Here is a 14,183-nt window from a genome sequence, read left to right on the forward strand (position 1 = left end):
ATGGCCGAGCTGACACTGCAACAGGTCCGCAAGAGCTTCGGCGCGCTTGAGGTGATCAAGGGCATCGATCTGGAGGTTGCCTCCGGCGAGTTCGTCGTTTTCGTCGGCCCGTCGGGCTGCGGGAAATCGACGCTGCTGCGCATCATCGCCGGTCTGGAGGAGACGACGTCGGGAACGCTGACGATCGGCGGCAAGGACGTCACCCATGCCGAACCCTCCGAGCGCGGCATCGCCATGGTGTTTCAGAGCTATGCGCTCTACCCGCATATGACGGTTGCCGAGAATATCGGTTTCGGACTTTCGCTTGCCCGCCGCCCGAAGGCGGAAATCGCAGCCAAGGTGAGCGCGGCCGCCGAAACGCTGCAGCTCACCCATCTCTTGCAGAGAAAGCCGAAAGCGCTCTCCGGCGGCCAGAGGCAACGCGTCGCCATCGGCCGCGCGATCGTGCGCGATCCCAAGGTCTTCCTGTTCGACGAGCCGCTCTCCAATCTCGACGCGTCGCTCAGAGCCCAGATGCGCCTTGAGATCGCCGATCTCCACGCCCGGCTGAAGTCGACGATGATCTACGTCACCCACGACCAGGTCGAGGCCATGACCATGGCCGACAAGATCGTCGTCCTCAACGGCGGGGCCGTCGAGCAGATCGGCAGCCCGATGGAGCTCTACCGCAATCCCGCCACCCCCTTCGTCGCCGGCTTCATCGGCAGCCCGAAAATGAACCTCTATGGGGGCGAGACGGCGCGGCGATTGAATTGCACGACCTACGGCATAAGGCCGGAACATATCCGGCTTTCGACGGATGGCGGGCAGTGGCAGGGCAGGATCCGGCACGTGGAGCGGCTGGGCGCCGACGCAATCCTCTATCTCGACGTTCCCGATTTAGGAGAGATGGTCGTGCGCGCCGAAGGCGAGACGCGGTTTGCGCCTGGCATGACGGTCTGGGCAAACCCGGTCGAGGGCGCGGAACATCGGTTTCGAGGGCGCAGCCGATGATAGCCCGCGTCACGGCTGCTTGCGTGAGAGAGCCGCCAAGTCCTCTTTGAGCCGGACAGGAAGATTCATCCGTTCGTGAAGAATGCTCATGACGCCGAGATCACCATTCTCAAGCTCCCGAAAGAACACATAGTGGTGCTCGTAGCGACCGAAATAGGCCGAACGCTGGATGTCTGCCGGAACCGCCAGACGTTGCGGGAGATGTCGCCAGATCAGCCGATCCCCGCACAGGCGCTGCAAATAAGCATGCAGCCCGAGAATGTAGGTGTCCGCCTGCGTTTCTCCCCAAGCTTCGCGGGTATCACGCCAAATCCCGTCCTGCGCGGCGTCGGCGCGCGGATAAAATCCATAAGCCGGCATCGCTATCGGCGCTTGTTGCAGCGGATGACGTCTTCAGCCGAAACGGCTACAAACTCGCTGTCGTCGGCCCGCATCGCCGGCGCAAGCTCCTTCTGCAGCATATCCCACGCCTCATCACGGGTCTGCAAGTCGCGGCGAATGAGGGCGCGAATATATTCGCTGGCATTTTCATAGAGGCCGTCGTCGCCGATCTGCTGCTGAATATGATCCTGCAACTGCCCGCTGACCTTCACATGAATGCTGCCCGATGGCATCGGCATATCCTTCTCATTTCGTCACATCGTGTAGCATATATTGTCAATATTCATCACGCAGACCTTCACTCCTTTCATACGAGCGCGAAAGGCAACCGTCTCAGGATCATTCTCGCTTGGACGCTTGATGAATGACCGTTAGTTGCAAAGCCGTGACACTCGCCAACAACCCTCGAAAGGGGCTGCGGGCAACTTGCCTTTGCACCATTTAGTCTATAAGGACGCCCCAATTTCCAAGGCGCAGGGACTGAACCAGCATGTCGCATAACGAGACCATATCTTCGGAGCTTGGCGTGACGGCCGGCGATCTCGATCGCTATTTTACATTTCTCCGCCATGTTCTTGTGAATGCAACGGCGTCGCGGCCAGGTGCCGAAAGCCTGGATTACGCAACTGCGATGAGCGAGGCAATGCAACTTGCCCGCGCTACCCATGACGCCGGCCGGAAGATCATCTTCATCGGCAACGGCGGCAGTGCGGCCATTGCCAGCCATATGGCGACCGACTACTCCAAAAATGGCGGCCTCCGCGCCATGGCGATGAACGATGGCGCAACGTTGACCTGCCTGTCGAACGATCTCGGCTATGAGAACGTATTCGCAAAGCAGATCGAAATGCATGCGAATGAAGGCGATCTGCTGGTAGCGATCAGCAGTTCGGGCAGGTCGGAAAGCATTACCAAGGCCGTCCGCACCACCCGCGAAAAAGGCGGCGCCGTCATCACCTTGAGCGGCTTTGCTCCGGGCAATCCGTTGCGCGCCCTCGGTGATCTGAATTTCTACGTCGCTTCCGATCAATATGGTTATGTGGAGATCGCCCATCTCGCGATCTGCCACGCCATACTGGATTTTTCCTGCGGCCTCGTCCCGCCCAGCCTCTCCTAAGAGCTTTATCACGCGCATGAATTTTCCCCGCATCCACGATCCGGAATTGACGCTTCTGACGCCGGACGATGACGTCGCCAACCCTGAAGTGACGATCCTCGTTCCCTCTCTCAACGAGGAATTGACGATCGGAACCTTCGTCGACTGGTGCCGCGAGGGTATTGCGGCAAGCGGTGCGGCGGTCGAGATCCTGATCGTCGACAGTTCGACCGATCGCACACCCGAAATCGCGCGCGACAGGGGTGCGCGCGTGTTACGGACACCGAAGCGCGGGCTGGGCAGAGCTTACATCGATGCCATTCCGTTCGTGCGCGGCAAGTTCATCATCATGGGTGATGCGGACTGCACCTATGACTTTCGCCAGATTGCACCGTTCATCGAAGCCTTTCGGAAGGGCGCCGACTTCGTGATGGGCTCGCGGTTCAAGGGCTCGATCGAAGACAAAGCGATGCCGCCGCTGCATCGCTATTTCGGAACGCCGCTGACCACGTGGATCCTCAATCGGATGTTCAGCAGCCGCTTTTCCGACATCCATTGCGGCATGCGCGGCATCAGCGTCGATGCCTTGCTGCGCATGGATCTTCGGTCGCAAGGGTGGGAATATGCGTCGGAGATGGTACTGAAATCCGTGCATATGGAGCTTCCGACCACGGAAGTGCCGATCCACTTTCTGAAGGATCCGGAAGGCCGGCTCAGCCACATGAAGCGGCGGGGCTGGATGGAGCCGTGGCGCGCAGGCTGGCGTAATCTTCAGGCAATGTTCGTCTACGGGTTTGATTTCTTTCTCATCTGGCCGGGATTCCTGCTTCTGGCACTCGGACTCATAACCATGCTGCCGCTGCTCGCCGGGCCGATGTCCATTGCCGGTGTGCGGTTCTCGTCCAATGCCATGCTGTTTGCCATGGCCCTGGCCGTCCTTGGTCAATCAATGTTGGTTTCGGCGGCAATCGGTCGCGTGATTTTCGACTATTCGGGACATGTGCAGACCCGTTTCGAGCGGCTTCTGCCTTACAATGCAACGATCTGGGGATCGGTTGTCGCCGTTCTGGCAGGCGTTCTTCTGGCGGTTCCGCTCTTTGATTCCTATGTCGGGAACGGCTACGTGCTGCCCGAGATCGGCGTCGAGACCAACTGGGCCGTCTTCGGGCTCTGGCTCATCATCACAGCGTTTCAGATCTTTATATCAGGGCTGATGATACGAGCGCTTGGGGTCATGCTGCCCGTCAAAAAGCCTGCACCTCCTCTGGCGGGATAGGAGCCACGGAAGGGGCGATCATGATCGTAGGCTGGTGCACGGTTCTCTCCATAATATTATGGGGCCTCGTGATCGACAGAGGCATCGTCGCCCGGCTCAATCGACGTTGCGATCAGCCCTTTCGAGACGGCACCGACTTTCTGTTCAGCGGCATTCTGCCGGCTTTGGCGATCGCCGGCGGCGCGGCTACCGTGCTTGGGGCGGTTCATGGGCTGCGATGGGAGATCGTTCTCCCGATCGTGGCTGCCTCGATGATCTGGCGGTGGCGCGATCTCGTCGCCGTTCTCTACGAGTTCGGCTCACTGTTTGGCAAAATTGCCGCTGACACGAAATCCGGAAACCCGGTTCCGGTGCTGGCGGCGCTCACATGCATCGTACTTTGCTATGTATGGAGCGTTCTGGCCCTGTTTCCATCGGGCATTGCCGACGTCTGGGTTTTCCACATCCCGCTCGCAAACAGCATCATCGAGCACGCGGGATTTGTGTCGCCGCAGATCGACCATCCCTTTTACGGCAACATCCCCCTCTTCTTCAATCTGCTGTTTTCGCTCGTCATGATGGTCAGCGGTCACTGGACCGGCGCGGCGATCATGAATATCGCCATTTTCTTCGGATTTCTGTTGCTGCTTTCAAGCTGCGCCAGCCGTTGGCGGGCATGCGGTTTTTTCCTGGTGGCCGCTCTGATCCTCAGCACTCCCTTCTTCAGCGGAAGTGTCGGCGAACCGATGACGGATCTGGCGCGGTCGTGTTTCTCGGTCGCCGCCGTACTTTTCCTGTGGCGTTATCTGGAAACCCGGCGTCCGGCAGAGCTTTTTCATTGTGCGCTGGTGTTGGGGGGAGCGGTCGGAGGAAAATACACGGAACTGCAAATGGTTGGCCTGATAGGGCTGGCATTGATGCCGACGCTTCTCAAGGGACGGGTATCGCTGCCGCTCTTTTTGTCATGCCTCTGCGCCTTCCTTGCAGTCGCGGGCTACTGGTATGCGAAAAACCTGATCGTTCTCGGCAATCCGATTTATCCTTTCATGTTCGGTCATCCGGGCCTCACCGACGCCTGGATGGCGGATTACATGCTCGAATTGGGCCGGGCCTTCGATCCCGCCAACCGGCATTTCGTGACGAACCTCGCAACGCTGCAAGGCTGGCGCGACTTCCTCCATATTCTCTACAACTGGTTCCTCGCCGGCAAGCCGAACGCTTTCGTCGCTCTAGCTTTGATCCTGACCGGTCTTGCCATGGCCTTTCGGCGCATCGCATTTCTCGCAGCGATTACCGCTGCCATGTTTGTGATATGGTACACCGTTATGTTCAATCACATCCGGTGGGCGACGCCAGCCTATCTGCTGTTCTTTTCGACCGGGTTTATCGGCGCCTCCCTGGTTCGGGAACGGCTGGATCAATGGCTCGACCGGCAGGTCCTGCCGCGGATGGCCCCACTGACGAAAATTGCCTCTTCGCCGGCATGCATGATCGCCAGCCCGGTGATCATCGGTGTCCTGGCCGGGGGACTCTGGATCTCCCAATGGTATCGCGTCGGCGGCAGCGACATGGATCCCGTCAAGGCGAAAGAGTTCGATGTCGTGCTCGGAATGATCAGTGTCGACAAATATATGGAGAGCCACCGCGAAGCCTATTTCATGTACCGCTATATCGCGGAGCATGACCTGCGGACCGTTTTTCAGCCTTTCGACACCGCCAACACATTATTGTCCACGGCTTACAACGACGGTCGCGATGGCGGTTGGCAATTGCCGCGATACGTGCTGCCCGCACCGGGGTCGGATATAGATGCTTTCATCAGGGACAACCGCATAGGTTATTTCATCCTTCCCCCCGATGCCGATAGCGCGTTCCTCGCCGAACGCGTTGGAGAAGACAAAATAGTGGTGGCCAACAGCGTCATAGCCCACATGATGCCCCGCGCCTCACTGATCTTGACGGATCGGTTCGGCTGGAAGCTTTACCGTTTTGACGCGGATCGGGCATCGTGACGACTCCATCCTCCCGAGCATTGCTTCGCACCGGCATACCGGTTCTGAAAGTGGCTGTGGCGCTTGGCCTCGTCATATGGATCGCTCGCAAGGTCGATTTCGCAGAAGGCTGGGCTGCGGTCCGGACCCTGTCGGCGACGACCATCTGGGTCAGCGTCTTCCTCCTGCTCCTGCAGGCCCTGCTTTCGGCGTGGCGGTGGTGCCTTCTGTCGGAAATGATTGGGCAGAGACTGAAGATGACAGGCGCCACGAAACTCTTCATGCAAAGCCTGTTCTATAATCAAGCTCTTCCCAGCCCCATTCCGGGTGATGCCGCTCGCATATTTGGCGCGGTGAAATACGGCCTGACGGTCGGCGAAGCCACGCTCGGCGTCGTCATGGACCGTATCCTCACTCTGTTCGGACTGGCGGTCGTTGCGCTGATCGGACTGATCGTCATGCGCGCCGTTTACGGGCACGACTTCCCAATCCCCTATCTCGCCGAACTCACGGCCCTTGGCGTTGCGGGAACTGTCGCATCGGCCCTGGTGTTCAGCTGGCGTCGCCATTTCTTCGTTCGGTTTCTTCCGGCCAAGCTGCACGCGCTGAGCGAAGCGCTGAGAGCTTTTCTCACCCACCGAAGAATGCTCGGAATATTTCTGCTGACCCTCCTCATTCACGGATTGAGTGTCGTCTCGCTTGAGATCCTCGTTCTCGGCCTTGGCTTGCCGCTCGGTTGGGGTCAGGCGGCAGCCGCTTTCCCGCCTGTGCTTCTGATCGCGATGGTTCCGATTTCCGTCGGAGGATGGGGCCTGCGGGAAGGCGGCATGATCATTTCGCTTGCCGTGTTCGGCATCGGCACGACTGATGCCGCAACGCTGTCGGTGGTTTTCGGCCTGTTGCAGCTTGTGGTCGGCTTGGCCGGTGGTGTATTCGTCCTTTCGCGTCCCCACTCGGGAAAGATCAAAGCGCTCTGATGAGCCTCAACAGATCATATGGAGCTGCCGACATGCATGCCTTGGTAACGGGAGGAGCCGGATTTATCGGCAGCCATCTCTGCGATCGTCTTTTGGACTCGGGTTATCGGGTAACCGCGATCGACAACCTTCACCTTGGCCGGATGCGCAACATAGACCATCTGATGGGGCGATCGGATTTCCGCTTCCAGAAGCTGGATATGCTTGATCGGGAGGGCATGGACCAGCTCGTTGCGGCGGATCGTCCCGACGCCGTTTTCCATCTCGCCGCCAATTCCGATATCGCCGCGGGCAATGCCAATGCGGAACTGGATCTGCAGCTGAACCAGCTGACGACGACGACGCTGCTTGCCATCATGCGCAAGTATGAGATCGGCAGGCTTTTTTTCGCCAGCACCTCCGCGGTGTTCGGCGAAGCCGAAGGAAATATTCACGAGAACCACGGCCCGCTTCGGCCGATCTCGCTTTATGGCGCCAGCAAGCTTGCCGCCGAAGCCTATTTGTCGGTCTACGCGCTGTCGTTCGGCATCAAGACGCTCGTGCTGCGTTTTCCCAACGTCGTTGGGGAACGTTCCACGCATGGCGCAATCTATGACTTTATCAACAGGTTGAAGGCCGATCCGACGAGGCTTCAGGTACTCGGCAACGGAAGGCAGACCAAGCCTTATCTCTATGTCGGCGACCTCGTAGACGCCATTCTGCTCGCATGGGACAAGGCGCCCAGCGCCTATGAGGTATTTCACGCCAGCGGCATCGGCGAGACGTCCGTCCGGGATATCGCCGAAATCGTGGTCTCGAAGGTCGCGGCCGGAGCTGCCATCGAATATGGAAGCGAGGACCGCGGCTGGCTGGGCGACGTGCCGCGCTTCAGCTACGACATAAGCCGGCTGGTAACGCTGGGCTGGTCTCCGAAGCGGAAATCGACAGAAGCCGTTGAACTTGCCGTCGAACGGATTCTGGCGAATGGCTTCTGAGGACACGATCCGCCAGGCGATCATTATTGCCGGTGGCCTTGGAACGCGCGCGCGCAGCATGACGGGCGATGCTATCCCGAAGGCGCTTCTGCCGCTTGCCGGCGTGCCGATCATTTTGCGGCAGATCCGCATCCTGGCCCGCGAAGGTATTCAGCATGTGCGCGTGCTCGGCGGTCACCTCGGCAGCCAGCTCGAGCCCGCCCTTGGTCCGGAAGGCGAAAAACTCGGCATCAGGATCGAGGTCTTCGTCGAGAAATCTCCGCTCGGCACGGCGGGCTGCCTGACGACTTTGGACATGACGGCCGGCGACGTCCTGATTGTCTACGGCGATATGCTTTTCGATATCGATCTGTCGGCGCTGACGCGTCATCGTCAGCAATTTCCCGCCGCTCTGACCATCATCGCCCATCCCAACGATCATCCCCGCACATCCGATCTCGTCGTCCAGAAGAGCGGTTATCTCCAGCGCCTCTTGCCCCGCAAAACACCGCGCGATGCGGATTGGCGCAATCTGGTGCCGGCCGGTTTGTATGTTGCCTCCGAGCAGTTTTTCCAAGCGCTCGTGCCGGCGCAAACGGCGGATATGATCCACGACGTCATTCCCGGTCTCCTCGAACGGTCGGTTCCGATCGCGATTTATGACACGCCGGAATATATGAAGGATACCGGGTCGCCGAACCGGCATGCTGCCGCAGAAGCGGACCTCCGGCAGGAACGGGTTCATGCGGCACATCTGTCGGTGCGAAGGCCCGCGGTTTTCTTCGATTGCGACGGCGTGCTCAACGAAGATGTCGGTGGCCATGGCGTTATCCATCCCGACCAGGTGACGCTGATCGACCGGGCCGGCGAAGCCGTGCGGCTCGCCCGTGACGCAGGCTTCCTGACGGTTGCGGTCACCAACAGGCCGCAGGTCGCCAAGGGCTTTCTGGATGAGCCCGGCCTGGATCATGTTCTCGGTCGCCTGGAAGCCGAGCTTGCCGAGGAAGGCGGCGTCCTCGACCGGATTTATTTTTGTCCGCATCATCCGGACAAAGGATTTCCCAATGAAGTCGCAGCGCTCAAGATCAATTGTGCCTGCCGCAAACCGGGCGATCTGATGATCCGCCAGGCCATGACGGAATTGCCGATCGAAAAACAGAAATCCGTCATCATCGGCGACAGCCTGCGCGACATCGGTGCAGGCCGCAAGGCAGGCATCTGGTCCTACGGCGTTCGGACAGGCTATGGCCTGCGGGACGCAAAGAGCTATCCCGCGGCGGCGGCCGATCTTCCACGTGCGGATCTCATCTTCGATACGGTTTATGACGCCGTTCGCTTTCAATGCAGTTATCGGGATATCGGCCAGGAGCTGTCCGGAGCCATTCACCAGCGTCTTTCAAATGACGCCGGCCCGCTGCTCGTCAGCATGTGCGGCCGTTCCCGCTCCGGGAAAAGCACGCTTGCGCATGCGGTCGAGCGTCTGCTCTCGGAAGCGGGGCGCCGGGTAGCGAGGCTGGAGCTCGATCGCTGGATATTGCCGCTCGAACATCGCCACCCTGATATGGGCGCGGAAGAACGCAGCCGGGTCGAACTCTATCCCGAGATCGTCAGCATGCTGCGCCAATCCGGGCGGATCGAAGCGCCCGGTTACGAAGCGGCAAGCCGCAGTCAGCGTATAGGCACCACCATCTATGACCTGCGCGACGCCGAAGTCATTCTTCTGGACGGCATCTTTGCCGGACATGCGTCGATCCGCGAAGATGTCGATGTGGCCGTCTTCGTCGACGCGTCGCAGCAGACGCTGACGAACCGCTTTCATAATTTTTACGCCTGGAAAGGCCTCACGCCAGCTGCCGCCGAAGAACTCTTGGTATCGCGCATTCAGGAAGAGTGGCCGAGAATCGATCTGCAGCGGGCATCGGCCGATATCGTCATCAATCTCGAGGAGGCAATCCTTTGATCGTTTCATCCGCACCTTTTCGGGTCAGCTTCGCCGGCGGCGGCTCGGACATAGCATCCTACTACCGCCGTCAGGCGGGCGCGGTGTTGTCCTGCGCGATCGCCAAATACAGCTTCGTGATCGTGCACAACTATTTCAATGAAAACAAATATCATCTGAAATATACACGCACCGAACTTGCCGAAACGCTTGAGGAGATTGCGCATCCGCTGCTGCGCGAGGCACTTCGGATGCACCGGGTCGAGCCCGGCATCGAAGTCGCTTCCGTCGCCGATATTCCCTCCGGAACGGGGTTGGGATCATCCAGCTCCTTTTCCGTGGCGCTGATCAATGCCCTCTATGCTCACAGGTCGCGCTTTGCCTCAAAGGATCTGCTGGCGGAAGAAGCCTGCAGGCTCGAAATCGATATCCTGAAGGAGCCGATCGGCAAACAGGACCAATATGCGGCCGCCCATGGCGGCTTGAACTTCATCGAATTCAATTCCAACGGCAGCGTGAATGTTCAGCCCGTCGTCCTCAGCTCCGAAAAAATGGCAGAGCTCGAGAGCAACATCCTGTTGTTTTTCACCGGAAGCCAGCGCGATACGCGCTCTGTGCTGTCGACGCAGGTGCAGGCCATGGAGGCGGACGAGGAAAAATTCCGGACCGTCGAGCGCATGGTGCAACTGGCTTACGAAATGCGCGACATCCTGATGAGCGGGGATCTCGGCGCTTTCGGCGAGGCGCTGCATCGCGGATGGATGATGAAAAGATCGCTGACGTCGAAGATCACCAACAGCGCGATCGACGAGTTTTACGATGCGGCGCGCGCTGCCGGCGCCATCGGCGGCAAGCTCGCGGGTGCGGGCGGAGGAGGATTTCTCGTCCTTTACTGCCCGAAAGACTGCCAGGAAAAAGTGCGCCAGGCGCTGTCGCAGCTCAAGGAAATCGAGTTTCGTTTCGACTGGAGCGGCGCGCGCATCGCCTTTGCGCAGTAGAGGCTGTGAATGGCACCGCGTCTCATCATCACGGGATCGACCGGCTATATCGGCGCAAGACTGGCAGCGATGGCGCGCGAGCGCGGCTTCGAGGTGGTTGAACTCGGGCGGCGGTCCGGAGCGAAGTGGCGCATCGGTGACGAGCCCGCTGCCTCCGACCTCGAAGGGGCGGTTGGAATCGTCCATCTCGCGCATTCCTGGGCCACCGAGCCGCAGGCTGCCGAAGAAGACAACATCAATATATCAGGCACGGTGAGATTGGCGGAAGCGGCAAAGGCAGCCGGCGTGCCGCGCTTCGTCTTTTCCTCCTCCACCTCGTCCCGGCGGGAGGCGCTCAATGTTTACGGCCGCACCAAATTCAGGATCGAGCAGCATTTGGCTGCCAGCCCTGCTGCGCCGACCGTTCGTGTTGCGCGAATAGGGCTCGTCTATGGCGGACCACGCACCGCCATGTACGGACTGATGGCCAAGTTAGCGGCTTTAAGTCCACTTCTGCCGATGATCGGGCTCAGCCGCGAGGTCCAGCCCATTCATCTCGACGAAGTCGCGGAAGGCCTGTTGGCGCTGGCGACCGAGGCGAACCAGCCGCCGCAGACATTCGTGCTTGCGCAGGAAAAGCCGATAAGCTTTGCCGCCTGGCTCAGAATGCTTCGCCGCAGCCAGGGCAAGGGCAATCTCCATTTCATACCGATTCCTTTGGCGGCCGCCCTGTTTGCCTGCCACATGACGAAGCTCGTGCCGTTGATCCCGACGGTCGATCCGGAGCGCGTCCTGGGGCTTGCGGGTGCCGCGCCCATGGAAAGCGGCGAGAGCCTCAGACTGCTGAAATTGAACCTGGCTGACCCGATGACTGCGCTTGCTGGCGAATTCAGCCAAACAGGTAAGGATCAATCGCGCAGCGAGGCGCAGGCTCTGCTGCGATATCTCGGCATCGCGCCGACCGAAATGCAGCTCCAGCGGCTCTGCGAAGGGCTTCGGCGTGAAGGGCTGTCGCCGCTCGGCCTTTCCACAACGGTGATCAGGCATCCGCGCCTGCTGGCGTTCTTCGAGCCGCCGGCCAGTCGGACGCAGCATCGTCTCGCGCGAGCCCTCTATCTGGCCGACCTCGCGAGCGAACCGGAAAGGCATGCAGGCCCAAAGGCCGGGTTTTTCGGCGCGGGATTGATCATCGCGGGCGATGTCCTGCTGTTTCCGCTCCGCGCGCTTTTGGCCGGGACATATCGATGAATGCGCCCGATGCCGACTTCATCATCATCGGCAGCGGCCCTGCAGGCGTCTCCGCTGCGTTTCCGCTGATAGCGGCCGGCCGTCGCGTTCTGATGCTTGATGCCGGCGATGACTTGGGATTGAAGGAGGAAAACCGCAGCGTCCGTGTCCTGGGAAGCGATCTGGAATCGCTGCGCGTCGACGACGGCAGCTCGCCGAAACTGCAGACCCCTGTATCACGCGGGATTCTCGAACGGTTCCAACGCGACGCCGGAATATCGGGCGATGGCTTCAAACCGATCGGCAGCCTCGCGCGCGGCGGGCTCTCCAATATCTGGGGTGCGCAAATCAGCTATCTCGACGCTGGGGATATCGACGATTGGCCGATCGACCTCGCGTCCCTGCAGAGCTCTTACGAGCGGGTCGCCCAGCGCATCGGGATCAGCACCAACGCCGATCTCACGACCGGCGCCGATGGCGAGGCCGTCCTGCCGCTTGGCGCGACCGCCACCCATGTTCTTCGTCGGCACAAGGCTGCAAAACCGGCGGATGGATCGTTTCGGCTATTTGCCGCCGTCAATGCGATACTCTCCGAGGCGAGGCCCGGACGGGCGGCGTGCGATCTGCGCGGCGACTGTCTCTATGGCTGCCCCAGCGGCGCGATCTATAACAGCAGGCAGGATCTGCTTGCGTTACGAAAGTCGCCGCATTTTCGGTTGCTCGACAACAGGCGGGCTGTCTCGTTGACACGGGACTTGGGCTGGACGGTCAAAACGGCCGATGGGTCGTCATTTTCCGCACCGCGGATCATTCTTGCCGCAGGAGTTCTCGGAACGGCCGCCCTGCTCACCGATCTTCTGCCGATCGGCCAGCAGGGACTGCGTCTCCTGAACAGCCCCACACTGGCCATCCCTCTGCTCTCTCCCGCGAGATTGCTGCGTTCGACGACGCCGACGCACAGTCTTGCGCAACTCGGATTGTCACTGCGCTATGGTGACGGCGCATCCGATTACGTGACGGGCGCGATCTATGAAGTCGGTTCCCTGCCGGTGCAGAGTTTCGTCAACAGGATGCCGCTCGGCCGAAAGGCCGGGCGAGCCGCCTTCGAACTGATCGCCGGCAGCCTTCTCGTCGCGACGATCTACTATCCCGGCGATCAAAGCCGCAGTTCCATCCATCGAGATGCAACAGCGAAAAAGAGGCTGACCGTCCGCGGCGGTTTCGCGGAAGGTTTCGAGATCCGCGCCGAGGCTTTGAAAAAAGCGCTGCGCCATGAATGGAAACGCTTGGGGCTTATTCCGCTCCCGGGCGCATCGCTGGCGGAGCCTGGTATCGACGCCCATTTCGCCGGCACTCTGCCTATGGGCGAAGCCGGCCCGTTCGGAAGCTCCTCGGACGGCGAGTTGAATCTTCACCCGGGTCTTCACGTCGTCGACGGCTCCATTCTTCCCGATCTATCCTCGAAATACATCACCATGACGATCATGGCCAATGCCGATCGCATCGCCCATCGGCTTGCCGCAATGGAAGCAGCCTCGGCGTCCTGAAATCGGTTGCCTCTTCAAACTCTCAATGGCGGCAATGCCTCGCCCGCCAATGATAAAAGCGGCTCGTACTCGGCTTCGGAAAGCACCGCGAAACCAGCGAGGCCGAGTGTGGCCCGCGTCGCCGCCAGCGATGGCTCGCTGATGGCGGCGCCGAGTGCATTTCGCAGCAGAAGGACCCTGCCGTCCGAAGCATCGCCCGAGGTGATGAATGGCAGGCCAGGACCCTTGGGCGTTTCGGCGATGATGCGGATCCCCTGGATATGCTGGGGATCGAAGCGGCGAATATTGGCATAGGTGACGCAATCGATGGCCGCACTGTCCGCCCTGCCCTCCGCGACGGCGGCGATGCTGCCGCCATGGCTGCCGGTCTCGATGATCCGGCCGAAGAAACGGCCGTCCCGAGCGAGCGGCGCGACGGCCGCGCGAAAGAGATTGCTGCCGGAATTGCTGTCGGGGCTATTGATTGCAGCCGTGGTGCCGCGCAGATCCTCCAGCGAGCGAAGGGAAGAACCCGTGCGGACGATGATGAAGCTGCGCATCAGCGGACCGTCGCAGCCGGGATGATCATAAACCGGCGTCGCAACCAGGCGAACTTTGCCGCGCAGGCGGCTGGCAAAGGGATAGCCGCAGGTCTGCGAGAGGAGAAGATCCGATCTCAGCCAGGCCTCGTCATAGGGCAGCGTCCGATCGAGCGTTTCGGGCAGGTCCGTCAGGCCGGCCTGCGAGAGATAATGCCGGAGGAACGACCAGAGCTTGGCCGTCGCATCTGCAAGCGGCTGGGGTGTGAGATACATTTCTATACTAGCGAATTGCATGCTGGTCTTTCTTTTGCGGCATGCGCAAATGT

The 14,183-nt window shown here is 60.3% G+C and carries 13 protein-coding genes; 10 read left to right on the top strand and 3 right to left on the bottom strand.

Annotated features, from left to right (window positions below; translation table 11 throughout):
- Positions 1–993 (top strand): ABC transporter ATP-binding protein, encoded by a 993-nt coding sequence (locus tag QMO80_RS30050; protein ID WP_283201491.1) that lies wholly within the window; start codon positions 1–3, stop codon positions 991–993.
- A 9-nt stretch (positions 994–1,002) separates the two neighbouring features.
- Here the strand turns inward: QMO80_RS30050 and QMO80_RS30055 are convergent, their stop codons facing one another.
- Together QMO80_RS30055 and QMO80_RS30060 are read right to left on the bottom strand one after the other, a co-directional pair.
- The gene (locus QMO80_RS30055; protein ID WP_283201492.1) at positions 1,003–1,353 is read right to left on the bottom strand and encodes a type II toxin-antitoxin system RelE/ParE family toxin; all 351 of its coding nucleotides are present in this window, start codon (positions 1,351–1,353) and stop codon (positions 1,003–1,005) included.
- Positions 1,354–1,355: 2 nt separating this feature from the next.
- Positions 1,356–1,607, bottom strand: a complete 252-nt coding sequence (locus tag QMO80_RS30060; protein WP_283201537.1) for a transcriptional regulator — start codon at positions 1,605–1,607, stop codon at positions 1,356–1,358.
- A gap of 257 nt (positions 1,608–1,864) precedes the next feature.
- Between QMO80_RS30060 and QMO80_RS30065 the strand changes: the two genes are divergently transcribed.
- The 9 genes from QMO80_RS30065 to QMO80_RS30105 are packed head-to-tail and all read left to right on the top strand — an operon-like array spanning position 1,865 to position 13,336.
- A complete protein-coding gene (locus tag QMO80_RS30065) occupies positions 1,865–2,491 on the top strand; it encodes an SIS domain-containing protein (RefSeq protein ID WP_283201493.1) in 627 nt (208 codons plus the stop codon).
- A 16-nt stretch (positions 2,492–2,507) separates the two neighbouring features.
- Entirely contained in the window at positions 2,508–3,746 is a 1,239-nt protein-coding gene (locus QMO80_RS30070) for a glycosyltransferase family 2 protein (RefSeq protein WP_283201494.1), read from the top strand.
- 20 nt (positions 3,747–3,766) lie between these two features.
- Entirely contained in the window at positions 3,767–5,737 is a 1,971-nt protein-coding gene (locus QMO80_RS30075; RefSeq protein ID WP_283201495.1) for a hypothetical protein, read from the top strand.
- Positions 5,734–6,693, top strand: a complete 960-nt coding sequence (locus QMO80_RS30080; protein WP_283201496.1) for a lysylphosphatidylglycerol synthase transmembrane domain-containing protein — start codon at positions 5,734–5,736, stop codon at positions 6,691–6,693. The genes QMO80_RS30075 and QMO80_RS30080 overlap by 4 nt, the downstream gene beginning before the upstream one ends.
- 32 nt (positions 6,694–6,725) lie before the next feature.
- Positions 6,726–7,667, top strand: coding sequence for an NAD-dependent epimerase/dehydratase family protein (locus tag QMO80_RS30085; RefSeq protein WP_283201497.1), 942 nt, complete (start codon positions 6,726–6,728; stop codon positions 7,665–7,667).
- Entirely contained in the window at positions 7,657–9,606 is a 1,950-nt protein-coding gene (locus QMO80_RS30090) for an HAD-IIIA family hydrolase (RefSeq protein WP_283201498.1), read from the top strand. Before QMO80_RS30085 ends, QMO80_RS30090 begins: the two co-directional genes overlap by 11 nt.
- Positions 9,603–10,583, top strand: coding sequence for a GHMP kinase (locus tag QMO80_RS30095; protein ID WP_283201499.1), 981 nt, complete (start codon positions 9,603–9,605; stop codon positions 10,581–10,583). The genes QMO80_RS30090 and QMO80_RS30095 overlap by 4 nt, the downstream gene beginning before the upstream one ends.
- Before the next feature lie 9 nt (positions 10,584–10,592).
- On the top strand, positions 10,593–11,810 hold the full coding sequence (locus tag QMO80_RS30100; protein WP_283201500.1) for an NAD(P)-dependent oxidoreductase: 1,218 nt from the start codon (positions 10,593–10,595) through the stop codon (positions 11,808–11,810).
- The gene (locus QMO80_RS30105) at positions 11,807–13,336 is read left to right on the top strand and encodes an FAD-dependent oxidoreductase (RefSeq protein WP_283201501.1); all 1,530 of its coding nucleotides are present in this window, start codon (positions 11,807–11,809) and stop codon (positions 13,334–13,336) included. Before QMO80_RS30100 ends, QMO80_RS30105 begins: the two co-directional genes overlap by 4 nt.
- A gap of 14 nt (positions 13,337–13,350) precedes the next feature.
- Here the strand turns inward: QMO80_RS30105 and QMO80_RS30110 are convergent, their stop codons facing one another.
- Positions 13,351–14,151, bottom strand: coding sequence for a phosphate/phosphite/phosphonate ABC transporter substrate-binding protein (locus tag QMO80_RS30110; protein ID WP_283201502.1), 801 nt, complete (start codon positions 14,149–14,151; stop codon positions 13,351–13,353).
- Between the last annotated feature and the right edge of the window lie 32 nt (positions 14,152–14,183).

Source organism: Rhizobium sp. BT03, from assembly GCF_030053155.1.
Taxonomy (GTDB): domain Bacteria; phylum Pseudomonadota; class Alphaproteobacteria; order Rhizobiales; family Rhizobiaceae; genus Rhizobium.

Bases quoted from the DNA above. Each gene is read 5' to 3' on its own strand.
- QMO80_RS30050 (WP_283201491.1), top strand. From the start codon at position 1: ATGGCCGAGCTGACACTGCAACAGGTCCGCAAGAGCTTCGGCGCGCTT.
- QMO80_RS30055 (WP_283201492.1), bottom strand. From the start codon at position 1,353: ATGCCGGCTTATGGATTTTATCCGCGCGCCGACGCCGCGCAGGACGGG.
- QMO80_RS30060 (WP_283201537.1), bottom strand. From the start codon at position 1,607: ATGCCATCGGGCAGCATTCATGTGAAGGTCAGCGGGCAGTTGCAGGAT.
- QMO80_RS30065 (WP_283201493.1), top strand. From the start codon at position 1,865: ATGTCGCATAACGAGACCATATCTTCGGAGCTTGGCGTGACGGCCGGC.
- QMO80_RS30070 (WP_283201494.1), top strand. From the start codon at position 2,508: ATGAATTTTCCCCGCATCCACGATCCGGAATTGACGCTTCTGACGCCG.
- QMO80_RS30075 (WP_283201495.1), top strand. From the start codon at position 3,767: ATGATCGTAGGCTGGTGCACGGTTCTCTCCATAATATTATGGGGCCTC.
- QMO80_RS30085 (WP_283201497.1), top strand. From the start codon at position 6,726: ATGCATGCCTTGGTAACGGGAGGAGCCGGATTTATCGGCAGCCATCTC.
- QMO80_RS30090 (WP_283201498.1), top strand. From the start codon at position 7,657: ATGGCTTCTGAGGACACGATCCGCCAGGCGATCATTATTGCCGGTGGC.
- QMO80_RS30100 (WP_283201500.1), top strand. From the start codon at position 10,593: ATGGCACCGCGTCTCATCATCACGGGATCGACCGGCTATATCGGCGCA.
- QMO80_RS30105 (WP_283201501.1), top strand. From the start codon at position 11,807: ATGAATGCGCCCGATGCCGACTTCATCATCATCGGCAGCGGCCCTGCA.
- QMO80_RS30110 (WP_283201502.1), bottom strand. From the start codon at position 14,151: ATGCAATTCGCTAGTATAGAAATGTATCTCACACCCCAGCCGCTTGCA.